At 57.6% G+C, this 26,176-nt stretch carries 24 protein-coding genes, 1 tRNA gene and 2 pseudogenes; 15 read left to right on the top strand and 12 right to left on the bottom strand.

Annotated elements, in window-relative coordinates:
- Positions 1–6: 6 nt before the first annotated feature.
- Positions 7–1,350, top strand: a complete 1,344-nt coding sequence (locus AB3G35_RS15705) for an amidase (protein WP_369781729.1) — start codon at positions 7–9, stop codon at positions 1,348–1,350.
- 219 nt (positions 1,351–1,569) lie between these two features.
- Here AB3G35_RS15705 and AB3G35_RS15700 read toward each other — a convergent pair whose 3' ends face one another.
- On the bottom strand, positions 1,570–2,154 hold the full coding sequence (locus tag AB3G35_RS15700; RefSeq protein ID WP_134048580.1) for a flavin reductase family protein: 585 nt from the start codon (positions 2,152–2,154) through the stop codon (positions 1,570–1,572).
- A gap of 109 nt (positions 2,155–2,263) precedes the next feature.
- On the opposite strand from AB3G35_RS15700, the gene AB3G35_RS15695 reads away from it, so the two are divergent.
- Positions 2,264–3,475, top strand: coding sequence for an MFS transporter (locus AB3G35_RS15695; protein WP_369781728.1), 1,212 nt, complete (start codon positions 2,264–2,266; stop codon positions 3,473–3,475).
- A gap of 4 nt (positions 3,476–3,479) precedes the next feature.
- Here the strand turns inward: AB3G35_RS15695 and AB3G35_RS15690 are convergent, their stop codons facing one another.
- Positions 3,480–3,923: a nuclear transport factor 2 family protein gene (locus tag AB3G35_RS15690; protein ID WP_369781727.1), complete on the bottom strand. Its 444-nt coding sequence runs from the start codon at positions 3,921–3,923 to the stop codon at positions 3,480–3,482.
- A 361-nt stretch (positions 3,924–4,284) separates the two neighbouring features.
- Here AB3G35_RS15690 and AB3G35_RS15685 point away from each other — a divergent pair, with 361 nt between their 5' ends.
- Positions 4,285–4,488 carry a co-regulatory protein PtrA N-terminal domain-containing protein gene (locus tag AB3G35_RS15685; protein ID WP_016781043.1) on the top strand — a complete coding sequence of 68 codons (204 nt, stop codon included), beginning with the start codon at positions 4,285–4,287 and terminating at the stop codon, positions 4,486–4,488.
- A 2-nt stretch (positions 4,489–4,490) separates the two neighbouring features.
- Here the strand turns inward: AB3G35_RS15685 and AB3G35_RS15680 are convergent, their stop codons facing one another.
- Positions 4,491–5,855, bottom strand: coding sequence for a HAMP domain-containing sensor histidine kinase (locus tag AB3G35_RS15680; RefSeq protein ID WP_016781042.1), 1,365 nt, complete (start codon positions 5,853–5,855; stop codon positions 4,491–4,493).
- Positions 5,833–6,525, bottom strand: a complete 693-nt coding sequence (locus AB3G35_RS15675; protein ID WP_106116009.1) for a response regulator transcription factor — start codon at positions 6,523–6,525, stop codon at positions 5,833–5,835. Before AB3G35_RS15675 ends, AB3G35_RS15680 begins: the two co-directional genes overlap by 23 nt.
- Before the next feature lie 117 nt (positions 6,526–6,642).
- Here AB3G35_RS15675 and AB3G35_RS15670 point away from each other — a divergent pair, with 117 nt between their 5' ends.
- The 4 genes from AB3G35_RS15670 to AB3G35_RS15655 all read left to right on the top strand — a co-directional run bounded on the left by AB3G35_RS15670 (position 6,643) and on the right by AB3G35_RS15655 (position 13,091).
- A complete protein-coding gene (locus AB3G35_RS15670; RefSeq protein ID WP_016781040.1) occupies positions 6,643–7,332 on the top strand; it encodes a response regulator transcription factor in 690 nt (229 codons plus the stop codon).
- Positions 7,333–7,435: 103 nt separating this feature from the next.
- Positions 7,436–8,854, top strand: coding sequence for an efflux transporter outer membrane subunit (locus AB3G35_RS15665; protein ID WP_340079178.1), 1,419 nt, complete (start codon positions 7,436–7,438; stop codon positions 8,852–8,854).
- On the top strand, positions 8,851–10,017 hold the full coding sequence (locus AB3G35_RS15660; RefSeq protein ID WP_134048572.1) for an efflux RND transporter periplasmic adaptor subunit: 1,167 nt from the start codon (positions 8,851–8,853) through the stop codon (positions 10,015–10,017). Before AB3G35_RS15665 ends, AB3G35_RS15660 begins: the two co-directional genes overlap by 4 nt.
- On the top strand, positions 10,014–13,091 hold the full coding sequence (locus AB3G35_RS15655) for an efflux RND transporter permease subunit (protein WP_134048570.1): 3,078 nt from the start codon (positions 10,014–10,016) through the stop codon (positions 13,089–13,091). Before AB3G35_RS15660 ends, AB3G35_RS15655 begins: the two co-directional genes overlap by 4 nt.
- Positions 13,092–13,562: 471 nt before the next feature.
- On the opposite strand, the gene AB3G35_RS15650 is transcribed toward AB3G35_RS15655, so the two are convergent.
- A tRNA-Leu gene (locus AB3G35_RS15650) sits at positions 13,563–13,647 on the bottom strand.
- 80 nt (positions 13,648–13,727) lie between these two features.
- Here AB3G35_RS15650 and AB3G35_RS15645 point away from each other — a divergent pair.
- From AB3G35_RS15645 to AB3G35_RS15630, 4 genes are all read left to right on the top strand, one after another.
- The gene (locus tag AB3G35_RS15645; protein ID WP_169916582.1) at positions 13,728–15,101 is read left to right on the top strand and encodes an integrase family protein; all 1,374 of its coding nucleotides are present in this window, start codon (positions 13,728–13,730) and stop codon (positions 15,099–15,101) included.
- Positions 15,102–15,520: 419 nt separating this feature from the next.
- Positions 15,521–15,814, top strand: a complete 294-nt coding sequence (locus tag AB3G35_RS15640; RefSeq protein WP_169916583.1) for a hypothetical protein — start codon at positions 15,521–15,523, stop codon at positions 15,812–15,814.
- Positions 15,811–16,989, top strand: a complete 1,179-nt coding sequence (locus tag AB3G35_RS15635; RefSeq protein WP_169916584.1) for a relaxase/mobilization nuclease domain-containing protein — start codon at positions 15,811–15,813, stop codon at positions 16,987–16,989. Before AB3G35_RS15640 ends, AB3G35_RS15635 begins: the two co-directional genes overlap by 4 nt.
- 120 nt (positions 16,990–17,109) lie before the next feature.
- Complete coding sequence (locus tag AB3G35_RS15630; protein WP_324707871.1) at positions 17,110–17,379, top strand: hypothetical protein; 270 nt, start codon at positions 17,110–17,112, stop codon at positions 17,377–17,379.
- Between the two features lie 1,397 nt (positions 17,380–18,776).
- On the opposite strand, the pseudogene AB3G35_RS15625 reads toward AB3G35_RS15630, so the two are convergent.
- Together AB3G35_RS15625 and AB3G35_RS15620 are read right to left on the bottom strand one after the other, a co-directional pair.
- Positions 18,777–19,388, bottom strand: a pseudogene (locus AB3G35_RS15625) (IS3 family transposase); the annotation flags it as partial.
- Between the two features lie 243 nt (positions 19,389–19,631).
- On the bottom strand, positions 19,632–20,126 hold the full coding sequence (locus tag AB3G35_RS15620) for a helix-turn-helix domain-containing protein (RefSeq protein WP_262372321.1): 495 nt from the start codon (positions 20,124–20,126) through the stop codon (positions 19,632–19,634).
- 249 nt (positions 20,127–20,375) lie between these two features.
- On the opposite strand from AB3G35_RS15620, the gene AB3G35_RS15615 reads away from it, so the two are divergent.
- From AB3G35_RS15615 to AB3G35_RS15600, 4 genes are all read left to right on the top strand, one after another.
- The gene (locus AB3G35_RS15615) at positions 20,376–20,879 is read left to right on the top strand and encodes a hypothetical protein (protein WP_169916586.1); all 504 of its coding nucleotides are present in this window, start codon (positions 20,376–20,378) and stop codon (positions 20,877–20,879) included.
- A 3-nt stretch (positions 20,880–20,882) separates the two neighbouring features.
- Positions 20,883–21,611 carry a metallophosphoesterase family protein gene (locus AB3G35_RS15610; RefSeq protein WP_169916587.1) on the top strand — a complete coding sequence of 243 codons (729 nt, stop codon included), beginning with the start codon at positions 20,883–20,885 and terminating at the stop codon, positions 21,609–21,611.
- 67 nt (positions 21,612–21,678) lie between these two features.
- Positions 21,679–22,083, top strand: coding sequence for a hypothetical protein (locus tag AB3G35_RS15605; RefSeq protein WP_169916588.1), 405 nt, complete (start codon positions 21,679–21,681; stop codon positions 22,081–22,083).
- Positions 22,084–22,132: 49 nt separating this feature from the next.
- Positions 22,133–22,501 (top strand): hypothetical protein, encoded by a 369-nt coding sequence (locus AB3G35_RS15600; RefSeq protein WP_169916589.1) that lies wholly within the window; start codon positions 22,133–22,135, stop codon positions 22,499–22,501.
- Between the two features lie 172 nt (positions 22,502–22,673).
- On the opposite strand, the gene AB3G35_RS15595 is transcribed toward AB3G35_RS15600, so the two are convergent.
- From AB3G35_RS15595 to AB3G35_RS15575, 5 genes and pseudogenes are all read right to left on the bottom strand, one after another.
- Complete coding sequence (locus AB3G35_RS15595) at positions 22,674–22,973, bottom strand: hypothetical protein (protein WP_169916590.1); 300 nt, start codon at positions 22,971–22,973, stop codon at positions 22,674–22,676.
- A 383-nt stretch (positions 22,974–23,356) separates the two neighbouring features.
- Positions 23,357–23,680: pseudogene (locus AB3G35_RS15590) on the bottom strand (LysR substrate-binding domain-containing protein); the annotation flags it as partial.
- A gap of 12 nt (positions 23,681–23,692) precedes the next feature.
- Complete coding sequence (locus AB3G35_RS15585; protein ID WP_169916591.1) at positions 23,693–23,935, bottom strand: AbrB/MazE/SpoVT family DNA-binding domain-containing protein; 243 nt, start codon at positions 23,933–23,935, stop codon at positions 23,693–23,695.
- Positions 23,936–24,415: 480 nt separating this feature from the next.
- Positions 24,416–24,991 (bottom strand): hypothetical protein, encoded by a 576-nt coding sequence (locus tag AB3G35_RS15580; protein ID WP_169916592.1) that lies wholly within the window; start codon positions 24,989–24,991, stop codon positions 24,416–24,418.
- A gap of 94 nt (positions 24,992–25,085) precedes the next feature.
- Positions 25,086–26,051 carry a PIN domain-containing protein gene (locus tag AB3G35_RS15575; protein WP_169916593.1) on the bottom strand — a complete coding sequence of 322 codons (966 nt, stop codon included), beginning with the start codon at positions 26,049–26,051 and terminating at the stop codon, positions 25,086–25,088.
- Positions 26,052–26,176: the final 125 nt, after the last annotated feature.

Genomic DNA, 26,176 nt, shown 5'->3' with positions numbered 1-26,176 from the left:
GTTTGCATGAGCCTGGTGAAGCCTGTTCACGCTGGATATTTTTGTGGCCAATCGGTCACGGCGCTGGCCGAACGCCTGCGCGCGGGCGGCCTGACAAGCGTCGAGCTGACCCAAGCCGCCCTGGACACCATCGCGCGGCTGAACCCGACGCTTAACGCTTTTGTCGAGGTCGATGCCCCCGTCGCCCTGGCCCAGGCGCGCAAGGCCGATGCGCTGTTTGCCCAGGGGCAGGACCTGGGGCCGCTGCAAGGCATACCCGTGGCGGTGAAGGACAATATCGATACCATTGATTACATCACCACCTATGGCTCGGCGCATTTTCAAGGGCACCGGCCGGGCCGGGATGCGCTGTGCGTGCAGCGTCTGCGCGAGGCGGGGGCGGTGATCGTGGGCAAGACCCTGACCCACGAATTCGCCTATGGCCCCACTGGCGACCGTTCGTTGCACGGAGCGGCACGCAACCCTTGGGATGAGCGCTGCATCACCGGTGGCTCCAGCGCCGGCAGTGCCGCAGCGGTCGCCAGCGGCATGGTGCCGCTGGCGCTGGGCACCGACACCGGCGGCTCGATCCGGATTCCGGCTGCCTTGTGCGGCGTGGTCGGTTTCAAGCCGTCGTTTGGCGGCGTGCCGCTGGAAGGGGTGTTCCCGCTGTCGTCGAGCCTTGACCATGTGGGGCCCATCGCCCACAACGTCGCGGATGCGCGCTTGCTGTATGTCGTGATCGCCGGGCGCGCGGTGGCGGCTGCACACCGTGTTCGACCGCTGCGGGTGGGCTGGATCAGCACGGGCACCTTCGGCCCGGTTGACGCCGAAGTGGATCGGCAAGTGCGGCAGGTGGCGCGGCAGTGGTTCGGTGACGGGTTGCAAGAGGTTGTCGAACTGGCACCGCTGGCGGCGGCCATGAAAGACACCCTGCTGACCTTGCAGCGCGCTGAGGCCTATGACGTGCATGCCGAGCGTATGCACGAGGCACCGCAATTGTTCGACCCGGAAGTGCGCGAGCGGCTGGTGTTGTCGCAGGAAGTCAGGGGCTGGCAATACATCCGCGCCCAGGCTGCCCAGGCGTTGTTCAAGACCGAGATGGCGCGGTTGTTCGAGCGCTATGACTATCTGGTATCGCCCAGCGTGCCGATTACTGCCACGGCGGTTGATGCGCGGGAAGTGCGGGTGGGCGAGCAGGAGACCGACGTGCGTGCCGCGGTGCTCAGCCACACCAGTGCCTGGAACCTTACCGGCCTGCCGGCGATCAGCCTGCCTGCCGGGCAGGTGAGGGGCCTGCCGGTAGGGCTGCAGGTGATTGGCGCGATTGGCGAGGATGATCGCCTGTTGCAGGAAATGGCCAGGCTTTGATGACCGGTGTGTGGGAGCGGGCTTGCTCGCGATGGCAGCGCTGCGGTGTAACTGCCAGACCGCGCCGTCCGCATCGCAGGCAAGCCAGCTCCCACAGGTTATTCATCGCCAACAGAATCTGTGCCTTGCCAGAATCCCTTGTGGGAGCGGGCTTGCCCGCGATGGTAGCGCTACGGTATGCCTGCCAGATGCCAGTTCTCACCGTGCTATCACCCGCAGCTAAATATTGTGCTCATCCACATCCAGCGCTTCGCCGATGGCGTAGTAATGCCCACCGGCGATGTAATGCAGGCTGCGCAAGGCGGGGTCGGCAGTTTCAAAATGCCAGTGGCCCTCGCTGAACACACGTGTATCAGCCCAGGCTGCGACCACTTCACCGATAAACAGGTCGTAGGCAGTCTGGTTGTGCGGCTCGGGGATCAGCTTGCACGCCAGCCAGGCTGAGCACCCTTCAACAAAGGGCAGGTCATGGCCCTCCCGCTCGAACAATTGAACTCCACAATGCCCAAGCTTGCCCGGGTCATCGAACAGGCTGACGCTGCCGACCCGGCTGGTCAGGTGGATTTGGGCTACCGTAGGTACCTGGATGACAAAGGTGCCGCTGCTTTCCACCAGCTCGCGGGTTTTCACGCTTTTATCCAGCACCACGGTCAGTTTGGGCGGGGCAAAGTCCAGCGCACAGGCCCACGCCGCTGCCATGACATTCTGTTCGCCGCCGTGGCGGGCCGAGACCAGAACGGTGGGGCCGTGGTTGAGCAGTCGGTAGGCTTTGTCCAGTGGGACGGCTGCAATGTGATCAGGCATTGGGGCTCCGCAAATGGGCAGGGGGTGTCAAGGCCGCAGGCTTTGACTTAATGCATGCAGGATACGATGCTTGATTGCTTATCTGAAGCCTCTTGAAACGGAAGTGTTCATGGCCAATCCTTACCGCGACCTTGTGGCCATACCCGGCGTCATGGGGCTGGTGATCGCCAGTTCCATCGCTCGCTTGCCGCAGGCAATGATTGGTATCGGCATCATCACCATGCTGGTCCAGCAAACCGGGCTTTACTGGCTGGCCGGGGCAGTGGCCGGCACCTTTACCCTGGCCAATGCCGTGGCGGGACCGCAGATTTCCAAGCGGGTCGATCGCCTGGGCCAGCGCCGGGTGTTGCCGGTGTTTACTGCGTTCAGCATCGTGATGCTGCTGGGGTTGATCGCCGCTTCACATCTGCGTGCCGATGCGCCGTTGTTGTTTGTGCTGGCGGCCCTGGCAGGCACCATGCCCAGCATGCCGGCCATGACCCGGGCGCGCTGGACGCAACTGTTTCGCGGCAAGCCGCTGCTGCATACGGCCTTTTCCCTGGACACCGTGCTGACGGAAATGGCCTTTATCCTCGGTCCGCCCCTGGCGATTGGCCTGAGTACCGGGCTGTTTGCCGAAGCCGGGCCGCTGGCGGTGGCGGTGCTACTGGCAGTTGGCGTCACGGCGTTTGTGCTGCAGCGCCAGACCGAGCCGCAGGTGATCAAGGTCGATAACACTGATGCAGGTTCGACCTGGCGCTTGCCGGGCCTGCGCACCATTGTGCTGGCCCTGCTGGGCATGGGCGTGATTGGCGGCGCCGTCGATGTGGCCGTGGTCGCTTTTGCCAACGCCCATGGCTGGCCGGCATCCGCCAGTTTTATCCTTGCCGCCTATGCCCTGGGCTCATTGATCGCCGGCCTGGCCTTTGGCGCCTTCAGGGTTGCCATGCCTATGGCTCAACAATTTTTCATCGGTATTCTGGTCACGGCGATCACCGCGGTATTGCCGATTTTTTCACCGGGGGTGTATTTCCTGGCGTTGATGCTGTTTATCTCCGGGGTGTCTTTTGCGCCGACGATGGTGATTGTGATGAACCTGGGCACCTTGATACTGCCGCCGGAGCGGGTCACCGAGGGCCTGACCTGGATGTCCACCGGCATCAGCATCGGCGTGGCGTTGGGCGGGGTGGTGGCCGGGCTGGTGATCGATGCCTATGGCGCCCGGGCAGGTTTTGCCGTGCCCATCGCCGCAGGGGTGGTGATGGTGCTGATCGTATGGCTGGGGCTGCGCACCCTGCAGACGGCTGCCCAGACCCAGTCGCAACGGGACTTTGCCCACTGATCTGTCAGGCCAGCGACGGACGCAGGACGTCGCGTGATCCCAGCTCGTGGCTGATATCCATGCGCCGATGGGCGATGCGCCAGCCGTTGGGCGTTGACACCCAGCGGTCCTGGTATTCGGCCAGGCATTCATAAGTCATGCTGTGCAGGTTGCCGGTGCCGCGATGGGCTGCGCGTACATAAACGTGACTCGCCACGGCCCCGTCGCGGGCTTCGACCAGCAGGTTGCCGAGCAAGTGTTGGGAGGGGCCGCAACCGCCGAGATGGGCGCGGATCATCGCCACAATCGGCCCGCGTCCTTGCAGGTGAAGGGAGCCGCCATAGTCGGCGGTTGCCTCCTGCACAAAAACCTCATCCAGCGCGGCCCAGTCGCGCTGGTCACAGGCCCGTGCATAGCGAGCCAGCACTTCATTGAGCTGGTGCTCAAGCAGCAGGTGTTCGATGTCCATCTTGCCCCCTCGATTATCGGTGTGCCAGCAGTGTTCCGGCCAGGCTGATGCTCGACCTGGGCGGGGGTTGCCTCATCGTCCGTTCGGACGTTGTAGTGGCGCAGCCGACCGAACGCAGGTGCTGTCTGGATGCAGGGTTTGCGAGTGACATGTTTTCCTTGTGGGAGCCGGGCTTGCCCGCGATGCAGGCACCTCGTTCCAGCAGGATGACCGAGGTGCTGCCATCGCGAGCAAGCCCGCTCCCACCTGTACCTGTCAAAAAATTCATGTTGCGCAGAACAGGCCGTAAGGCCCGGGGCCTCAGGATAGGTTCAAGCCAGCCAATTGTGGGTTGGCGCCATTTATCACTGGAGTTTGCCCCATGAATACCCTCAAAAGCCTGTTGCTTGTAACCCTGATGACCGCCTCTGTGGCTGCGATGGCCGAAGGCGGTGCCGATCGGGTCATGGCGCGGATGGACGCAGCCACGGCGTCCGCCCAGGCCAGCGCGCAGCCGTCGGCAACAAAGACCGCCACGGCCAGCACTCAGGCCGCGTCCAGCAGCGAAACCGCCCGCTCCAATTGAGCTCAGGCCGTGCGCCGGGTGGTCAATTCGATACGGCAGCCCGGCGCCGCGTCGCTGATGCTCAGTTTCATGTCATGCAGGCGCGCAACCGCCGAAACCATGCTCAGCCCCAGGCCATTGCCCGGGGTATGGCGGCTGGCTTCTGCACGGTAGAGCCTGCGCAGCACCGCTTCCTGCTCGGCCTGGGCGATACCCGGGCCGTTGTCCGTCACGCACAGCCCGACCCGGTTCGGTTCACTGATCACGGTCAACCGCACTGCGCTGTGGTCCGGGCAGAACTTGATGGCGTTGTCCAGCAGGTTGCAGATGGCATCGAACAGCAGCTGCGCATCGCCGGGCATCACCGCCGGGAACCGGGCGGGCTCCAGGGTCAGGTTGATGTCGCGCTCCTGTGCCAGGGGTTCATACAGCTCCACGGCGTCGGCACTGATCAGGTTCAGGTCCAGCGGGGCGAAGTGGCTGCGCCGTGCGCTGTCTTCGATTTCGGAGATGCGCAGCAGGGCCTTGAAGGTCAGCAGCAGGGATTTGGCTTCGTTCAACGCCGCGTCGATGCTGGCGGCGTATTGCGCTTCATCCAGGCCACGGCGCTGGGTGCGCTCAAGGCCGGCGATCAGGCGGGTCAGCGGGGTGCGCAGGTCGTGGGCGATGTCGTCGCACACGCCCTTGACCTCGCTCATCAAGCGCTCCAGTTCATCGAGCATGCCGTTGACCACGGTGGCCAGGCGGTCGATGTCGTCGTTGTTGCCCCGTACCGGCAGGCGCCCGGTGAGGTCGCCTTCGATAATGCCCTTGATCGAGCGGCTGACCTTGTCCAGCCGCCGGTGCGCCGAATACCCCAGCACCACGGCGCCGAACAGGCCCACCACCAGCAACAGCACACCACCGGACACCAGTGCGCGAATCAGCAGTTCGTCGAATTCGCGGATGTCGTGGATATCCTGGGCCACCAGCAGGGTCTTGCCGTCGGCCAGGCGATGGACGATAAAGCGCACGGGGCGATGGTGCCCGTTGGCTTTTTTCCAGCGGAATTCCTGGGGTTTGTCGTAGGCCGTAAACGGTGGCAGTTGCTCGATGGCCCCGGCGAGGAACTGGCCCTGCTGGTCGAACAGACTGTGGGGCATGCGCCCGTCGGCGTCCTGCGCGGCGTGGTTGCGGATTTCCCTGAGTTGCAGCTGCGGGTCCTGCGCGCTGCGGTTTTCGACCTGACGATAGAGCAGGGTGTCGGCCTCGGTTTTCAGGTACACCGCCGTCTGCCAGTACACATAGCCGAACAGGGCCAGGAACGAGCAGCCAAACAGGCCGAGAAACACCAGGCCGGTGCGAAAACTGATGGTGCGCGGGATTTCACTCAGGCGAACGAAGGACATAGCCGGCTCCGCGAATGGTATGGATCATCGGCGCTTCACCTTCGCCGTCGACCTTGCGCCGCAAGCGGCCCATATGCACTTCAATGACGTTGGTGCGTTCATCGAAGCGGTAATTCCACACGGCTTCGAACAGCATGGTGCGGGTGACGACTTGCCCGGCGTTGCGCATCAGGTATTCGAGCAGGGCGTATTCCCGGGGCACCAGTTCGATCATCCGGTCACCCCGGCGCACGGTGCGGCTCAGCAGGTCGATTTCCAGGCTGGCTACGCGCAGGCGGGTTTGCCGTGCCTCGGCAGCCGGCTCGGCGCGCCGGCGGTTAAGGGCGTCCAGGCGTGCCGTCAGTTCGATAAATTCGAAGGGCTTGGTCAGGTAATCATCACCGCCGGCGCGCAGGCCACGCACCCGTTCATCGAGGGCGCTGAGGGCACTGAGGATCAGCACCGGGGTGCTCACGCCCGCGGCGCGCAAGGCGGTGAGCAGGCCAAGCCCGTCGAGGCCGCCGGGCAGCATGCGGTCTAGCACGATCAGGTCGAAAGGCTCGCTCAGGGCCTTGAGCAGGCCGTCGCGGCCGGTGTGCGCGCAACTCACGGTGAAGCCGTGGTCACACAGGGCCGCTTCGATTTCACGGCAGGTCGGCACGTCGTCTTCGACGACCAGTACATGGGTCATGGCAGTTGCACCGCTCGCATCATCAGGCAGAGATGGCATAGTGTGGCAGAGCCTGCGGCGGCGCCACGTCGTCGTCGGCTAAATAAAAGTTTAGTTTTGACGGGCGGAGACACTACCTTGCGCATTCTCGTGGTTGAAGATGACGCTCGCACGGCGGCCTACCTGCTGCGCGGGCTGAGCGAAAGCGGTCATGTGGTGGATATCGCCAGCGACGGCAATACGGGGCTGGGCATGGCCCTGGAGGGCATTCATGACGTGCTGGTGGTCGATCGCCGCTTGCCCGGCCTCGATGGCATCGCCCTGGTCAAGGCCCTTCGCGCCCAGCAGCTGCGGGTGCCGGTACTGATGCTCAGCGCCCAGGCGTCCACCACCGACAAGGTCGAAGGCCTGCGGGCCGGCTGCGACGATTACCTGGCCAAACCCTATGCCTTTGCCGAAGTGCTGGCGCGCCTTGACGCCCTGTTGCGCACCCGTGAGCAAGGCAGCGGCCCGACACGCCAGCTGCAAGTGGGCGAACTGCAACTGGATTGCGCCACCCGCACCGCCGTGCGCCAGGGCAGGGTGATTGCGTTGCAGCATCGCGAGGCGCTGTTGCTGGAAAAACTCATGCGCCACAGCGGCCAGGTGGTGACCCGCGACATGTTGCTCGACAGTGCCTGGGATTACGCCTTCGACCCCAACGACAATGTGATCGACAAGCATATCCATCGTCTGCGCCGCAAACTCGATGAAGGCTTCGATTATTCGTTGATCAGGACCGTGCCCGGTGCCGGCTACAGCTTCGAGGCACCGGCGGCGCCCGGCTAAATAAAAGTTTACCTGCCGACGAACGCTCTGGCAGGCGCCCCCCGCTATCTTGGCCGCATTCGTGGAGTGTTCCACACAGGCTCAAGCGGGAGATGGCTTGCCCATGTCGGTTCCAACCCTGGCGGCGCGCAGATGGCGCCGCGTGCGTGTTTTCCCTTTTTCCCTGGCCGTGCTCGGCGGTTTGCTGCTCGCCGGCTGCTCGATGGTGCCCGCCTACCACTCGCCGCAACTGCCCCTGGCCCCGCAGTGGGAGGGCGCGAACGCTGACGCCGCAGCCCGTGGCGGGCAATGGTGGGGTGAGTTCCACAGTGCTGAACTGGACCAGTTGATCGCCCGCGGCTTGGCCGGCAACTACACCCTCAAGGCTGCCGCCAGCCGCATCGATGAGGCCCGCGCCTCGGCGCAGGTGGCGGGTGCGGGGCAGTATCCGGCGCTGAACCTGGGCGGCAGTTTCCAGCGCCAGAACAACTACGGCACCACGGCAAAACGCAGCGTGTTTGCCCAGGCCACGTATGAGATCGACTTTTGGGGCAAGCATCGGGCTGCGGCCGACTCTGCCGATGCCCTGGCCAGTGCCACGCTGTTCGATGCCCAGACCCTGCGCATGAGCCTGGGTGCCAGCATTGCCGACAGTTACTTCCAGGTGCTGTCCCTCGAAGAGCGTTTGCGCCTGGCCCAGGCCATTGCCGACGATGCGCGGCGGGTACTGGCGCTGGTACAAGTGCAGGCCAGCCAGGGCGCGGTGTCGAACCTGGAAGTCGCCCAGCAACGCAACGCCATGCAAACCTTCGAGGCCGCGATGCCGCCCCTGCGCCAGCAACGGGATCTGGCCCTGTATCAACTGGCCGTGCTGGTGGGTGAGCAGCCTGCGGGCTTTCATCTGCAAGCGGGCGGGCTGGACAACCTGCAAGTGCCGCAGCCTGCTGCCGGGCTGCCAATCGGCCTGCTGCGCCAGCGCCCGGATATCCAGGCCGCCGAAGCGCGGCTGCAATCGGCCAACTTCGATGTCGGCGTCGCCCGCGCGGCGTTCCTGCCCAACCTGTCGCTGGACTTGCTCGGCGGCCTCGACACCCTGGGTGGCGGACAGATCTGGAGCGCCATCGGCACCCTTGGTCAGCCGCTGTTTGCCGGTGGTCAGCTCAAGGGGCAATTGCATTTCGATCAGGCCCATGTGCAGGAACTGACCGCGAGCTACCGCGAATCCATTATCGAAGCCCTACAGGATGTGCAAACCCAGCTCAGCGCCGCCCGCGAACTGGACAAAAGCTACGACCTGAACCGGGCTGCGGTCGATTCGGCACGGGAGGCGGCACGCCTGGCGCAGGTTCGCTACCGGCTCGGCTCGACCGACTTCCAGACCCTGCTGATCGTCGAACGCACCCAGTACCAGGCCGAAGACACCCTGTTGCAGGTGCGCCTGCAGCACTTGCAGGCCGCTGTCGGGCTGTTCCGCGCCCTGGGCGGCGACTTCGCGCCCCAGACCCTCGCTTCCCATTCTCCAGCTCAGGTGGCACAGCCATGAATGCCTTGAAATCACATCCTCGCGTCACTTTCTGGGGGCTGGCGGTGCTGGGCCTCGCCGTGGCTTTTGCCGGCGCCTACTGGCTGCGGCAGGCCCAGGCCGCGCCGCTCAAGACCGGGGAGGACGCCGTGCCGGTGCAGATGGCCCGGGTCAGCCGCCAGGACCTGCCCGTATGGATCAGCGCCATTGGCAATGTGCAGCCGCTCAACAGCGTCAATGTGCGGGTGCGGGTGGACGGCGAGTTGCAACAAGTGCTCTTCGAAGAGGGGCAGACCGTCACTGCGGGCAGCCTGCTGGCGGTGGTCGATCCGCGCCTGTATCAGGCCCAGGTGGCCCAGGCGCAAGCCCTGGTGGCCAAGGATCAGGCGCAGTTGGCCAACCTCAAGGTCAGCCTCGACCGCGCCAGCAAACTGGCCGCCGCCCAGGCCGGGCCGACCCAGGACGTGGACACCTATCGCGCGCAACTGGCGGCCCAGCACGCCACGGTGCAGGCCGATCAGGCGATGCTGGACACGGCGCGCCTGCAACTGGAGTTCACCCGGGTCAAGGCGCCGTTCACCGGGCGTACCGGCCAGCGGCAGCTGGATGTCGGCGCCATCGCCCACGGCGCCGAGGCCACCGGGCTGGTGACCATTACCCAGATGAACCCGATCTCGGTGGCGTTCGCCGTGTCCCAGGACGCGCTGGCGAACATTCTTGAAGAAAATGCCAAGGGCGCGCTGCAGGTGGTCGCCATGAGCCGTGACGGCCAGCAGGAAATCGCCCGTGGCCACTTGAGTTTTATCGACAGCCAGGTGGCCCCGGCCAGCGGTCAGGTGCAGCTCAAGGCGCAGTTCGACAACAGCGCCGCCAAACTGTGGCCCGGCGAGCTGGTCAGTGCGCGGTTGCTGGTGCAGACCCACCATGATGTGGCCGTGGTGCCGAGCGATGCCGTGCAGTTGGGCCGCGACGGCCATTTTGTCTATGTGGTGGATGCCGCGCAGCGGGTGCAGCCACGCCGGGTCGACGCCGCCACGGTGGTCGATGGCAAACAGTGGATCCGCCAGGGCCTGGCGGCGGGTGAAACCGTTGTGGTGCAGGGCCAGTCCCGCATCGCCCCGGGGCTCAAGGTCACGCCGGTCAACACTGACAGCACGGCCGAGCTGGCGCAGGTGGCGCCATGAAGGGGCTTGCCGGATTGATCCAGCGCCGTGTGGGCCTGAGCCTGTTGGCCCTGGGAGTCATGCTGCTGGGAGTGTTTGCCTATTTTCAACTGCCGGTCGCGCCATTGCCGAGCGTGGATTTCCCGACGATACAAGTCACCGCCAAGTTGTCCGGCGCCAGTGCCGAAACCATGGCGTCCTCGGTGGCCACGCCCCTGGAGCGTGCGTTTGCCACAGTGCCGCAAGTGACCTCGATGACCTCGTCCAGCGCGGCGGGCAAAACCCAGGTGGTGTTGCAGTTCGATCTGTCGCGGGACATCGACGGCGCCGCCCAGGACGTGCAAACGGCGATCAACACCGCCACGCCCAACCTGCCGCGGACCATGACCAGCGCGCCGACCTTCAACAAGGTCAACCCGGCCGAAGGCACGGTCATGTCCCTGGCCGTGACCTCGCCCACCCGTACCTTGCCTGAACTGGACCGCTACGCTGACAACTACATTGCCCAGCGCCTGTCGCAAATCCCCGGGGTCGGCATGGTGGATTTTCATGGTGAACAGAAACCGGCGGTGCGGGTGCAGATAGATCCCGATGCCCTGGCGGCTCGTGGCCTGACCCTGGAGGATGTGCGCAGCATCATTGGCGTCAGCACCCTCGACCAGCCCAAGGGCACCCTCGACGGCCCGACCCGTTCCATCAGCCTGGGGGCTACCGATCAATTGCTCGACCCGCAACACTATCGCGAGCAGGTGGTGGCCTATAAAAACGGCATGCCCATCAAGCTCGGCGACCTCGGGCGGGTGATCGCCGGGGCCGAAGACACCCAGCAGGCGGCGCAGTTGGGCGCCGAGCCCACGGTGATTGTCGACATTCATAAACAGCCGGGTTTCAACCTGCTGTCGACCATCACCACGATCAAGGCCCGCCTGCCGGAGCTGACCGCCTCGTTGCCCCGGGACGTGCAGGTGCAGGTGGTGGGCGACCGTACCCAGACCATCGAAGCCTCGGTCAATGACATGCAGTTCACCTTGCTGCTGTCCATTGCCCTGGTGGTCGTGGTGATCTTCGTGTTCCTGCGCAAGGCCACGGCCACGCTGATCCCCAGCCTGACCATCCCGCTGTCGCTGACGGCCACGTTCGGGGTCATGTACCTGCTGGGCTACAGCCTGGACAACCTGTCGATCATGGGGCTGGCAATTGCCGTGGGCTTTGTGGTGGACGATGCGATCGTGGTGATGGAGAACATCGTGCGCCATCTTGAGATGGGTAAGTCACGGCTGCAGGCGGCGGTCGACGGCCTGCGCGAAGTGGCGTTCACCATCGTCTCGATGACCGTGTCGCTGATTGCCGTGTTCCTGCCCATCCTGCTGATGTCGGGGATTGTCGGGCGACTGATGCGCGAGTTCGCGGTGACGGTGAGCGTGGCGATCATCATGTCCGGGATCGTGTCCCTGACCATCACCCCGATGCTCTGCGCCTGGCTGCTCAAACCCCATGCCGAAAGCGAGGAGGGGCGCTTTGCCAAAGCCTGCGAACGCCTGTTCGATGGCGTGCAGAACCGCTACCGGCGCAGCCTGGACTGGGTGCTCGACCACCAGCGCATCACCCTGGCAGTGGCCGTGGCTACCCTGGTCGTCACCGCGGCGCTGTATGCAGCCATCCCCAAGGGCTTCTTCCCGCAACAGGACAACGGCCTGATCCAGGGCGTTGCCGAGGCCGCTGCAGACATCTCGCCAACCGCCATGCAGGCACAGGTCAACCGTGCTGCCGAGATCATCGGCCAGGACCCGGATGTGGCCCGGGTGTACTTCTGGATCGGGCCTAACCCGACCGTGAGCCAGGGCAAGATAATGATCAACCTCAAGCCGTTCAGCGAGCGCAGTGCCAGCGCCGGGCAGGTCATCAGTCGCCTGCAGCCGGCGCTGGACCGGCTGGACGGGGTCAAGGTGTTCATGCAGGCCAACCAGGACATCCAGATCGGTGGCCGGGCCAGCAAGACCCAGTACCAGTACACCCTGCAGGACCCGGACAGCGCCGAACTGGATCACTGGAGCGGCGTGCTCCTGGCTCGGCTCAAGACCCTGGCACCGCTGCAAAACGTCACCTCGGACCAGCAACAGGCCATTGCCCAGTCGACCCTGGTGATCGACCGCCCCACGGCCTCGCGCCTGGGCGTCACGGTGCAGGCCATCGACGACGTGCTCTATGACGCCTTTGGCCAGCGGCAGATCGCAACCCTGTTCACCCAACTGGACCAGAACCATGTGATCCTGGAACTCGACCCAGCCTGGCAGACGTCCACGGCGACCCTGGAACATTTATTTGTCCGCGCCGACAGCGGGGCGCTGGTGCCGTTGAGCCTGCTGGCCAGCGTCAAGAGCGAGCAAGTGCCGATCATCATCAACCACCAGGGGGTATTCCCGGCCATTACCTTGTCGTTCGACCTGGCGCCCGGGCATGCCTTGAGCGAAGCGGTGAGCGCCATCAACCAGGCCTCACTGGCCGTGGCCATGCCCGACAGCGTGGTCGGCAGCTTCCAGGGCAGCGCCCAGGCCTTCCAGGACTCGCTCAAATCGCAACCCTGGCTGATCCTGGCGGCCATCCTCACGGTCTACATCGTGCTGGGCGTGCTGTACGAGAACGCCATCCACCCGCTGACCATTATCTCGACCTTGCCGTCCGCGGGTTTTGGCGCGCTGCTGGCGCTGATGCTGAGCGGGCAGGACCTGTCGGTACTGGGCATGATCGGCATCATCCTGCTGATTGGCATCGTCAAGAAAAACGCAATCATGATCGTCGACTTCACCTTGCAGGCGCAGCAGCGGGGCCTGTCGCCCCGGGATGCGGTGCGCGAAGCCTGTCTGCTGCGCCTGCGGCCGATCCTGATGACCTCGCTGGCCGCCTTGCTCGGCGCCGTACCGCTGGCGTTCGGTCATGGTGCTGGCGCAGAACTGCGCCAGCCGTTGGGGATTGCGATAGTGGGCGGTTTGCTGGTGTCGCAGATCCTCACGCTCTACACCACGCCGGTGGTGTACCTGTGGTTTGAGCGGCGGCGGGGCAAGCGCCAGGCCGTTGCTGTCGAGGAGATGGCCTGAGGAGGGGGCCAGAATTGCGCAGCAGTCTGAATTTTTGCGGTGCAAAAAACAAAGGGCCTGCATGAAGAATCTCATGCAAGCCCTTGATTTGTTTGGTGCCCGAAGCCGGAATCGAACCGGCACGTCCTTACGAACGGGGGATTTTAAGTCATCTTACCCGTCGCCAGCATACAAAAGCAGTTGAGCGCTGAGGCCGGCTTTTGCCCGTACTTATAGGCTTAAAAACTTGTTAAAACAGTAACTTACGGACATTCTTAGCTGCATTAAAGAGCGGGTGAAAGCTGAGCTCGGCAGGCCTGGAATGGCGAAAGCTACCAGCAGAGCTCCCACGCCAGCTCCCAAATAGCTCCCAAGCCGGCTACCAATTTTAAGGTGCTGCATACCAAATCGCAGACAGCAAAAAACACCAAGGTCTCGGTAGACGCTGGGGACAAATAGGGGTGTTTTTTGATTGAGCGGGATGAAGCTAGATGGTGCCCCGAGCCGGAGTCGAACCGGCACACATTTCTGCGACGGATTTTAAGTCCGGTGTGTCTACCAATTTCACCATCGGGGCTGATGTTGCGGTAAAGCAGGCGACGATTTAACCCCAAAACAAAGTCAAAATCAATCACTTAACCAGGGAAACGACGTGTTATGGCCTTGAAAATTAATTTTACTAAGTCCACGCTGGACGACCTGACGTGCCCGCAAGGCAAATCCGACATCCTAGTGTACGACACGGAAATCAAAGGTCTGGCGATCCGGGTCACCAAAGCAGGCGGTAAAACTTTTTTTGTGGTGCGCAAAATCAAAGGGCGAGACCACAGGATTAAGCTGGGTGCTTTCGACAAACGCACTACAAAAATTCCGATGATTCGCGACGAAGCCCTGTCGGTGTACACGAACCTGGAAGCGATGCTGGAGGAAAAAACCACGAAAGACTTGCAAGAGGAAGTGACTGTCGAGAGCGCATTCGAGGACATGCTGATCGCAAAAGCGAAGCTCACTGAGTGCACCATCGACGACTATCGCAAGACTTTTAAAAATCACATTGCTCCAAATTTGTCCGGCAGGCCTTTGCGCACAATAGCCGCTAAAGATGTGACCGCCCTGCACGCAAAGGTGACTAAACCGTTGCCAAAAAAGGATGGGACACTTGGCCCGCCACGGGAGAGGACGGCTAACAAGACACTATCCCTGCTCGGCTCGATCTTTTCGTTTGCCATAGCCTTTTACGATAGCGGCTCAAAAAGGCTGGTTGAATACAATCCAGTTGACATCATGACTACGCTAAAAATCTGGCACGAAAATAAGCGATCAAAGATACGCATAAATCCTAATGAGCTTGGGGGGTTTATTGCAGAGTGCCTAGCTATTGCTGATCAGCAGCCGATGCGAGATGTGCCAACATCTTTTAAAACCGTTTCAGCCGCTGTCCTCTTTATGCTTTTTAGCGGAGTGCGGCCAGGGGAGATTGCAAAAATTCGCAAGACGGATATACACCACCCGACTAGATCAATCATCTTTTCGGCGCGGACAAAACTCAACGAACTTGACTCCCTGAAAAATGGAGAGGAATTTCACTTGGTACTAAGTGACAGTGCGTATTGCCAACTCCTTTATGCAATGAAGCACTCAATAAGCGAATACGTCTTCTCCGGAGTTTCGCAAGAAAAAATCAGTGAATCCAGTGTCAGGGATTTTCTGATTAGAGTTCAGAAAAAGGTTGGTACAAGCCTACCCCGGAAAATTATGCGAGCTAGTTTTATCTCGACAGCTCAAAAAGCTCGTATTGGTCAGTATTATACTAAGGTTCTATCTAACCATGGTGGGAAGGGACGATCCGTGGATGTGACGGATGGGTATAAAACCGATTATCTCTCGGAAATCAGGAACGCAATTACACTTGTGGAAAGCGATATTCATACAATGTCTAAAATTGGAAAAGATGTTGTTTGCCGAGGATTGCTGGAAACTTTGGCCCCGCTCGATCAAAAAGCAATGGATCAGCTGGTAGCACACTCCTAAAAAAACCATCTAGACTAACTTAGTCACGCCTTAGATTATTCCGCGCGCTCAGTTGCTAAATCACTCTGCCATACTGCGAATCCGCAATCATATATTGCGACATCCAACCATGTCCGCACTCTCCCTCTGTGAATCCGCACTCACTTACTGCGAAAATACTCTTATATAGTGCGAGGTAGCCAATACCCGCACTCCCATACTGCGATTTTGCACTCACCCACAGCGAACATTCATACAACCGAAAATACATCACTATATTTTCGAAAATACTTCCACCTACTACAACTCCACCGGCACAATAATCTTGTATCAGTAGATAGCCAGTTGTGTCTGTGGCAGGCAATAAGCGACTACTCACATCCCTTCGGGTGTTGCGTTGATAAAAGCTAGCCAATAAAAACAATAATAGGTAAGCCAAGATGAAGAACATCGAGAAGCAAAATAAAGAAACCCGGATAACTTTTAGACTTAACAAGTCTGAGTTAGATACCCTGAATTCCAAAATGAACGAGGCAGGCTACAAGTCCGCAGGTGCCTTTATCCGTGACTTCGTTGCTAACGGTCATGTAAAGCCCAAGGTCACCCAGGATGTCGTCCAGATCGCCAGGGAGCTCATGAATCTCGCATCGCTGATCAACGCCGACCGCCCCGGCAGTGAGCTCCTTGAAAAAGTGAAGTACATCGCCCAGGTAAACCTCGGGGGTGTTCAATGATCGGCAAGATTTTTCCGAAGTCAGCAGGCTCTTTCAAGAACCGCATTCGATACATCTTCGGCTGCACAAAGCACGACCACGGGATCAGCGGAATCCGTACGATCAGCTTCAACACCATGAGCAAAGATCCACTGCCAGGCGTCCTTCAGGGTAACGAAGCAGACCTCGCGGAGATTATCAAAGAGTTCGACCAGATTGAGACCCTTCGCCGCTTCTCAATCGACTCTGAGAAAGCCATCAAACCGGTCTTCCACGCAATGCTGTCCCTGCGCCCCGGAGAGTCCCTGACAACTCCACAATGGCGTCAGGCGGTCACCAAATACATGACTGATCTGAGCTTTGACGAGACTAACCAGTACGTCGCTGTAATGCACCAGGACAAGGATCATCAACACGTCCACATCGTCGCAAATCGCATCCGGCTCAATGATGACTTCTCCATGGTCAGGGACAGCAACGAACGCTCAATCAGCCTGGAGTCAGTGTCGGGTATCGAAGACCGCTTCAACCTGAGCAAAGCCCCTAAGCCGAAGGGCACCTGGGGCGTCTCGATCACCCATGCCGAGCTCCAAGCATCGATTCGCGACAACGACCTGCCTTTGAAGCACAAGATGATCACCAAGATCGCTGGAGCTATCGAAGCCACGAACGCCCAGGATGGCGACATGTTCGACTTCGTCCGGGCGCTGAGAAAGCAAAAGGTCTACATCAAACTGACGCTGAACGACGATGGCCAACCCAAAGGGATCTCGTTCGAATTTGACGGCAAACACATCAGTGGTAGACAGCTCAAGCGCTCAAGATTGACTTGGCACAAACTAACTACACAGGAAGGAATACATTATGACCCCGAAACCATTTCAGAGCTTCAGGTCGAAATTGTTCGAAGAGATCAGGACGAACATCAAAGATCTGAGCGACTCCGGTACTTCTACCTCCTATTCGAAGGCGGCGCGCGACGAATCCCGATCAAAGTCAAATCAAACAACTGGAGACTCGACAGAGACGTCAAAGCGATCCTAGAAGCCCTGGAAATGCTGCTAGGTATCGATCTGACCTTAAAGGGCGCTAACAACAGGCCATCCAAGTATTATGTCGAGTACATCCCAGGCCAGCCTCTGGTTCTACCCGCCAAAAAGCCAATGGAGTACGAGTTTGATTCACTGCATCCATAATGCTCGGTTCGTTATTGGTGATGGCGTACCCGGTCAACGCGTTGCTGGGTACGTTTTCAGCCTTCAAAGTGGCGATGACTACATCCAAACGCAACCAATCCAAGATCTAGGAAAACGTAGGTGAGCTTTTTGTTGAAGACAAAAGCTGGCAGCACGCACCAGACCGCCGACTTTAAGTACGACGATGCGCGGTGTCAGGATTGCAGGGGTTTCGATCATGTCGTAGCGCGTGACATCGACTGGTTCGAAAGACGATTTCTTCCATTGAGCCGCAGATCCAGCAGCGTAAAAACTCTCAAAAAAAGTGTCTTGGATCATGGTGAGCCGGCCAGCACCGTTAGTTGGCGCGCTGATGTCGACAGCAGTAAACTGATTTTTTCGACTTTTTGAGCCGGCCAGTAGAGTTGCTCGACACCACCTACGCTCCATTTCACCCGTTTCGGGGCTTCGGTTTTTATCTGGTAACCTTTAGCTGCCTTGATTTGATCATGGCTCTGTGAGTTGGCATGGCTTATTTTAATACAGCCTTTTTATCGTCACTTTGCGTAGGCTAGCCAAGCAAGGATCATGCCCATTCAAGCGGTTATTGGACAACCTCATGATCGCTATCGCCCGCTTTCCGCTACGTAGCCTCCCGACGAAAATCTAGCTCGATCGTCCAAGTGTCCGCGGCCTCAACAATTTTGGTCGCGCTAATGTTTATGGGTGCAGCGCTGTCCGTGAGCGTCTAGACAGGTCACCTTCCTAGTCCCAGCGTTAGGCTGGCAGAGTCTGGGTATTTGATTGACGCTAATTAGGCCAGTTTTTGCCGCAGATCATGAGGGGAGGCTGAGGAGGCGGTGACGAAAAAAACGGTCGATGGTGGCGAATCAATCCTGAACTACGGCCTTCATTAAGTGTGTCCGGCTGAATCTGGAATGGATGGCAGAATGTACTGGAGTAGCTGACTGGATGGCCGTGAGAACGATATTGAAACTCAACCTGAAACTGACGTGCAGTAGAGCAGAGTGGAGCAACCAGCTGATACGCTAATCGATTGTCCCGGGGCAGAGGGCACCGCTACATCTGTTCAACATAGGTTCGCCAGTGAGGCTGTCCTCAAACCAGACATTTTGATGGTGTGCCGATTCCCAAAATCTAGACGTAATTATCCCAAAAAATTACCGCTTTCATTTGAGATCAAAAGATAAGCTAGCCGGCCTGCGGCCGAATAAGCGATTCTCTGAAATCCAGCCCATGTACAAGTTTTAGGAAAAGCACAAGGAAGATGAAAGTTGATTTCTATAATTTCTGCAGTTTTATATTGAAGTGCGTTCAGAAAGAGAAGAATGGTTTGCTTTTTAAGTATTTTAAAAACAGCTAAAAAAGTTGTCAAGGCCTCAAAATGATATATTTCTAATTCTAATTTGACAGTATTGTGGGTTTTTAGTGATCTACCGAGCAGTGGATGTGATATTGGCTGATTATTGAATTGTAACAGGGTGTGTTTCGCATGATATTGATTTGATATGAAGTCCTTAATGAGGGTTAAGGCATGATGCAATGATAGGGTTTTTGACGAAGAATCCTGTATTTATAATTCAGGCAAGGAGAGCCAGCGGTATAGTGCTCCCCCCGTGAGTATTCAATTTATGCATGGCGAGTAGAGGATGCCGCGAACACTCTTAACCCCCGGGTAAGCGCTGCCGGAATGTTTTTTGATAACTCGCCATGATTAAGTTATGAGGTTGACTATGTCTGGGGTTGAATCAGCACTCATCTTGACGGTTTGAATCGCCCCGGGTTCTTTAGACCCCCTGAAAGCTCATTGCGTAACGCTTTTCAAACTCTACCGGCAACAGCTGATTGTTGAAACCATGACGAAGTTTCGCGTTGTAGAAAATCTTGATGTAATAAAACACATCACTACGTGCATCTTCCCGCGTGGTGTAGATTTTCCGCTTGATCCGTTCCCGCTTTAGAAGCTGGAAAAAGCTCTCGGCCACGGCGTTGTCATGACAGTTGCCTCGACGACTCATGCTGGCAACCAAATGGTTCGCTTTTAAAAAACTGCGCCAATCCGAGCTGCTGTACTGGCTGCCTTGGATGGAGTGAACCATCACCTTGTGTTTCGGTTTACGCCTCCAAACCGCCAACAATAACGCATCAATTGCCAAATCACCGGTCATCTGCGACTTCATTCACCAGCTAACAACCTGACGAGAAAACAGATCCAGCACCACAGCCAAATACAGCCAGCCCTCATACGTACGGATGTCGGTGACCCAAACTTTGTTGGGTTCTCTGACATCGAACTGGCGCCTCAGCAAACTGGGTGCGGCGACCGCTGGCTTACCGCCGTACTTTCCAGGACTACGTCTATACCCTGTCCAAGAGCGCAGCCCTTCAAGACGCATAAGCAGTGAGCGATAGCCGGTTCTGATTCACACGCGGAGGTGCGAAAGTGGCAGCCGCCCTTGGGCACAGGGTTACTAGTTTTCCGTGCATGCGCGGCGGGAGGCTTGGGGGATGGGATGTCGCATCCCGACAGTTGCCCCTTGGTGAGCATGCGTGAGACCTCATCGAGTAGAACCCAACAGTGCTGCCTAAGAGTGGCCGGCTGTGGAAGCCACCGCTAGAGCTAGACCGCGAGGTACTTAGACTCATTGACTGGCGGCGGATCCAGAATCTGAATGCCAGATTTTATGAACGGTTGAAGCAGCCATCCCTAATTTTAAAGATGTCTGCTTCTGCGTCATTCCTTCAGCTTTGCAGGCAAGCACAGCCTGAATTCTATCTGCCGGGATAGGTCGCTTGCCGGCTTTGCCTGTTACTAAACCACCGCCTTCGAAATGGCTCGGTAAACCAGAGAGAACCCCTAGCGCTTCAAGCTTGTTCATCTCTGCCAGCAGACGGGCATTGAACGAAGTGAGAGATTCTTGACGCTCGTAAATGGATGCCATCGCCAATAAAGCAATGGGGTCGACTTCCAGTCGCGCGCTGATGCGCTCGAGCATGTCGAGTGTGATGTTGGTCTTCGCGTGCTCGACATTGTGCAAATGCCGTGCTTCCACTGCGCCACCTAGTTGCTCTTGAGACAGACCTCGAGCAGTTCTGATCGAGCGTAGGATCGCTGCCAGCGTTGATCTCGAAGGCATGGGTGCTTCCCGTAAAGGGAAGGATAAGGCCACATTGAACAATTCATATCCATGTAATATAGTGCGTAATTGTGAATTTCAGGTGAGTAGCTACCACCGCACTGCACTGGCGCCGATGGTTGGGCTCCGTCGTCAGCAGCGGTTTAGTCCATATTTGTCAATTTAAAGGAATTATCGCTGAGGTTGGTTGCTTGCGAACTTGGGCGCCGCCTTTCGAATTGCAGCACCGCAAACGAGGAAATCAGCATCATGTTTATTTCAGATGAGTCTTGTATGGTCGGCTTACCGGGCTTCCCTGGGCCTGGCCGCACGGCTTGGCGGATGATCGAACGAGACACCGAGGATTTCTGGTATCACGTGCGCTTTCGCATTTGTGAAGGAGCAAAGCCTCGGTTCAAAAAAATGATGCCATCAGACCCTTCGATGCTGACACACCTACTCTCGCAGCAGAGCCCAGAGCACAAGATTGAGGTGGTTCAGATTGTGACTCCCCCTTGCATGAATGGGAGTCCTTTAGAGCGTATGGAAAAGTTGATCAGTGCAATCGTCGGCTACGACAGAAGCGGTGAGTGCGTACTGCTTCATAAAGTCGATAGCGGAGCAATCTACAGCAGCTCGCCCGGCGTGATCGACGCATGCCTGCTCAGAAATATTCGAACGATCTACGACGCCATGACTGCCGCCGGGAAGCATTTCCATTGCACCAACTATCAAACCCCGAATCGCTCCGCCACTACAACGGCAGCAGGTTAATCCATGAAGCTACAAATCTATTCAGACCTGCACCTCGAGTTCGCTCGGTTCGATCCCGCCCCAAGCGACGCGGACGTAGTAATTCTCGCCGGCGACATTGATATCAAATCGCGGGGCGTGAAATGGGCAAGCGAGGTTTTTCAATGCCCAGTGATCTATGTATGCGGTAATCATGAGTACTACGGCGGGCACATAGGTCACACACTGCGAAAGATGAAAGACGCTACATTGCCCCATGTGCATGTACTCGAAAACGAGATGCTCATTCTCGATGGCACACGCTTTTTGGTCACAACTGCCTGGACGGATTATTCGTCTACGGGTGATGTGGTTGCGGCAAAGAGAATTGCTTGGGATTCGATGAACGATTTCTTGACTATTCGAGCCGACTTGGATTACAGGCGCTTGCGTCCAGACGACCTAGTCGCTAAGTCAATGAGAGCTCACCTATGGCTAACCCAAGAGCTTAATAGACCTTTCGACGGCAAAACAGTGGTGGTCACACACCATGCACCAGTGTTGGATCACCTGGGTGACGATCACCCTGGACATCTGGCTGCAGCGTATGCGAACGATTGGTCAGAGTTACTTAGTAAGCCTGATCTTTGGGTTTATGGGCATACCCACGTTGCGGCGGACTTCTTAAAGGAAGGGTGTCGAGTGGTGTCCAATCCACGCGGTTATCCGGGGCAGAATACGGGCTTTGATCCTGATTTATTGATCAAGCTTTGATTGTCAGTGATTGGCTATTGGACACGTTCGCGTGGCTGGCCGAGCTCAACGGGATGGAGGATTTTTGATGGTGACATTGGAAGAGGTCTCGCAACTCTTGTACGGCGCTGGAGAGGAGGTTGTCGGCTGGGAAGGTTCACAAGAAGACTTGATCTCTTTGGCTGCAAAGACATTCCCAGGCAAAGCATTCTGTGTGGTGAAACAGTGGATCTTGATCGACCTCACTGTGACGCCGGTTGAAAGGGAAAAGCTTACGAGCCTCGGTCTATTTCCCATGACGCTTTTCGCTCACGAAGTCGTGCTTGACAGTAAAGGTCGCTTTCAATCCGGTATGTGGGTACGCAGTAACTTCGGAAAATCCTTCACTGAAGGCTGCATGTTTGAAACCAACAGTACCGTCTACCTTCTTTTAGGTTCAGGTCTGAAAAAAGAGGCAAGCATTGGCGCTGCTTTTTCCATGAAGGCCGGGTAGGCAACGGTCAGCACAAATACATAATGACCCTTTTTGGAGCTTTGGCCGGATGCCTGAAATCATTGAAGTTGAATTTCATAGTAAGTATCTCAGTGATTTTCAGCTGAGCCGTCTTGTACAGGCAAGTCTTCGAAAATACACCGTGGCCATTACGGCTTTTATCAGCGATGCGGTGATCATAGACAACAGGTGCCTTGGCGTGTTCTTCGATCACCTTCAGGAAGACGAGGTGTATCGAACAGCCAATGGCGGAATCATTTGCACGACAAAAATTCATAGGGCATGGAAAGAAGGACGCTTCTGGCTTTTGGAAACGGGGGAGGGAAATTACCTTGTTGGTAGCTTCAAGCGCGGCGGTGGGCGACGTAATTTTCTTGAATTGATTCGATGGGGTGATCGTCTCAAATCAGAAGATTGAATACTTAATCTCTGGCGTAGTGGCGGTATGACTGCATGGCAGCTGATGAGCGCTGGATGGCTATTACGGTTTTGATCAGCAGCGCTCCGAGTTAGACGTGTGGAGCGCTTCAAACTGCCGCTATCCAGTGAAGCCCATTTTTTCATCGGACGGATTCACAGTTAGCCCTTCTTCAGTAACCGAACTCGTTCAGCAGTTTCTGCAAAAACTCACGTCTCCGTTGGACAATGCTTAAAATGAGGTGGTCACGATCGGTGTCTCTCGTTGATAAGTGCCCAGCGTCCACAAGGCCATGGATGTAGCCTTCAGCTCTGCCTCTAGCTTCGAGCAACGCCTCTGCTGAAGTGCTTTTGTAGATGTCTTCCGCGATGATCTGCCACCGCTTCATTTGACGCCGACCAACCGGGTCGTCCGAAAATTTTGGGGCGTTGATCAGTGTATTGAAATCGTTGTGTACGGTGGCTGTGCTCAAGTTGGGTTCTCAGAACAGTGATGTCTGAGCTGAAGTTATCATGCGCACACTATATCGCCTGCTGCTGGCTGGTTTTTTGTAGGCGCTGACGCGAAGGGCCGAATTTAATGTTGTTACACGCTATCGGTGGCGTCTTTGAGCTTTGTGGAGAGTACAGGCAGTACTATGTAACGAGTAAATTCTTAGCTAGGAGTTCGATATGGGATACCTCAGCCTAGAGGACATCTACCCCGACGACCCCAGTTATTCGTTAGCCTTCAACATCTCTATGTCCATAATTTTGATACTGACTACGATGCCTGCGATTCTGCGGTTGGCTCTTTCATAGCCGTAGCAAGTCCTATCCGACCAAAAGCGGGCGTATGACTCAGGGTGAAAGAGAGCTATCCCTTTAGAATGAGGGACATATCTGGATATTTAGCGCACATGAAATCGACGAATGCGCGAACCTTGGGAGCAGTAAGGCGCCTGGATGTATGCAAGACCCAAAGCCTTGGTTCAACACCCAACACCGTGCCCCACTGAACTAACTCCCCACGCGCAAGCTGGTTCCAGGCAATGGACTGTGGAATGAGGGCGGCGCCACCACCGGCAATAGCCGCATCGCGAACCATAAGTAGCGAAGAGAACCGCAGCTTTGGAATCGGCTCCAGGATCAACTGTTCTCCGTCGAGACTCCAATGCGTGGGCTGGAAGTTCGAAAGCACATTACGGCTGTCTCATTTGTCCTGGGCCTTACCAAGCTGTCCGCTATCCCAGGCTTCAGTGAGCTCGTCTATTCGATCTGCAATCTGAGGCGTTTTTGATAGGACAAGGCAGCGTGTATTGCCGACAAACTCCTCTATCAAATACACCGCGTCGCCGACGTCTAGCTCCAATTCCTGTAGCGCCTCATCGGGAATTCGGATTGCACCGTCACCATCCCATTCTTCGATCATGATTTTTATCGGTGGCTTTCTCACGTGTGGTCTCCATAGCTTAAAGTCGGCAATGGTAACGTGCTTTGCGTGCAGGCTCAGAGCGCGGCGAGCAGCTGTTCGAGCCGTTCACGCTCCCTGGAACTCATTAGCTCGACAGGATCAAATCCGTCGCGCAGCCAGAGTTCAAGTGTTCCGACTCTACCATCAGGCGACCTGCAGTACTCGCAGTAGTCCAGGGTGTCACAGTCATTTAAGAGTGTGAGTCGCCAGCCATCAATTTCCACAGCCATGAGGCCGTGATAGATCTCGCTCCAGGACTGCACGGATCTTCGTGTCATGATGCGTTTACCGAGTGCGACGTCCGTCAGTATCTGGCAGACCTTGCGGGCGGTGAGAGGGGAGGTTGTGTTCAAATCATTCTGAGCTTGAGTCATTGCTTGCTAACGCTAAGTTGCGGTGTGGAGTGGCGTCAATGAAGAGGTCGCTCCTTCGGGCCAAAAGAGGCCGGGCCTGGAAGATGAATCATTGCGGGCCGACAATCTGCTTTCTGTACTCGCCAAGGTTCGCCACCCAGTTACGCGAGATCATGTGAAGCTTATTGGCAAGGTCACGGCAGCACTCAGGTGTGAAGAATGGCGGCAAATCATCTTGCGCACGGACATACTCAAGAATGTTGCCGTGGCACAGGGTGTGCCGAACCCTGACGAGTTCAACATTCTGGCGGGTAGGCAGATTGGCTTCGAAATCTTGCTCACCTGGAAATGCTAAGGCGTCGATTGACATGCCGTTGGCCCTAGCTTGGCGCAGCAGTGAGTTACTGAGCAGCGAGATATCGTCAACGTTGTCGATTCGTGCAGGGATCTTCACTTGAGCCATCGTATTGCGAAGCGAGCCCTCGATTCCGGTGAGAAATCCAGTGCAAGCTGGCAGGTAGAGCTCATGCTTCAGCGCGTCATACGCCTGGATGAAAAGCCAATGACTTTCTGCGCCCAGCGAATGTTGAAGCCAATAGCTGCGCTCGTCGAAGTCCGCACGCTGTCTTCGCAGAAAGTCCTCAAGCTGATATTCGTCGCCAGACAGTTCATGGGGGGCAGTCACAATGGTTACCTCATTACAGCAGATTAGAAAGATGACGGGGCCTGAATCCCCGCAGCAGAGCTAGAAATCTACACCGGACGCTCGGGACAGGACGTCATAGTGTGTTTGCGTTGGAAATCCATTGCAGTACCTCATCGACACCTGCGCGATTAGCCTTCGCAAGCAGAGTCTTGCCAATCTTAAATGGCGCTTCTTCTCTACAGCGTTCTGCAAACCGGACGAAATTCTTATCCGCCGATATGATGACTTCCGCGTCAACCAAGTGCGTCGCCAGACGAGAGTCGCCCGGCGTGCCGGTGGTGACCTTGTGCCATGCTTGAAGAAACTCGAACGACCCGCGTAGCCATTGCCGCGGAACCGCTGCGGGATCGAGTTCATGCAGCCATAGCCGATTCATCGACTCGGTTGATGAAAGCATGGCGGGCACGTCAATCTCGCTGTCGAGCCACTCTCTGATCGCACTCTCGTAAATCTGCAGTTCGGACTTGAACATATGCAGGCTGGGCACGCGCCAGTAGTGCACAGGCTTTCCCGTCCAGCCTGGCGTGCCGGTTTCTGGGATGTGTCCGACATGCTGTAGATGTGTCTCACTGCCAGGCCTGATTTTCTTCAGCCGTTCTCTGATGGCGAATGACTGCTCGACAGCCAGGTTCTCTTCTTGCTCCCGTCGAACGCTTTCATTCGTTGGAGGGGAATCAATCTCCCTGCGTGCACGATCCCAGAAGCCACCGGTACGCCTTACCCAGTCATATCTGACTCGGTTGAACTCCCTCATGTTCGGCTTGGCTATGACCCATTCCGGCCGCAGCCTGATTATCTCTGCTTTGACCTCAGAGCATTCGCTGAACACCTCCGGCATCAGGCGCTTCCAATCATTTTCTGTAAGAAGCCGGATTACCTTACGGCGGGCGTCCGGCACCGGCAGTTGCTGTACCTCATCCACCACAGCGGAAGAAACGACAATTTCAACTCCTGCTGCCCGGGCGCGCATGGCAAGTTCGCTGCCAGCATCCTCATTTGCGATGTAACTCCAGATGTTTGTATCCAAAAAAAATCGCATCAACGCTGTCTCAATCCTGAAAAGTAGTAAGCGTATTACGCTGTGAAGACTGTCAGATTTTGGATCAGCGCAGGTCAAACATCCATTGGAATGCTTCGACTGCGCCTAGCTTTCCGAAAGCAGGT

It is taken from the genome of Pseudomonas sp. WC2401, assembly GCF_041200115.1.
In the GTDB taxonomy this organism is placed as follows: domain Bacteria; phylum Pseudomonadota; class Gammaproteobacteria; order Pseudomonadales; family Pseudomonadaceae; genus Aquipseudomonas; species Aquipseudomonas fragi.
The sequence above is the reverse complement of the archived record's forward strand: the minus strand, read 5'-3'. Positions and strand labels throughout refer to the sequence as shown.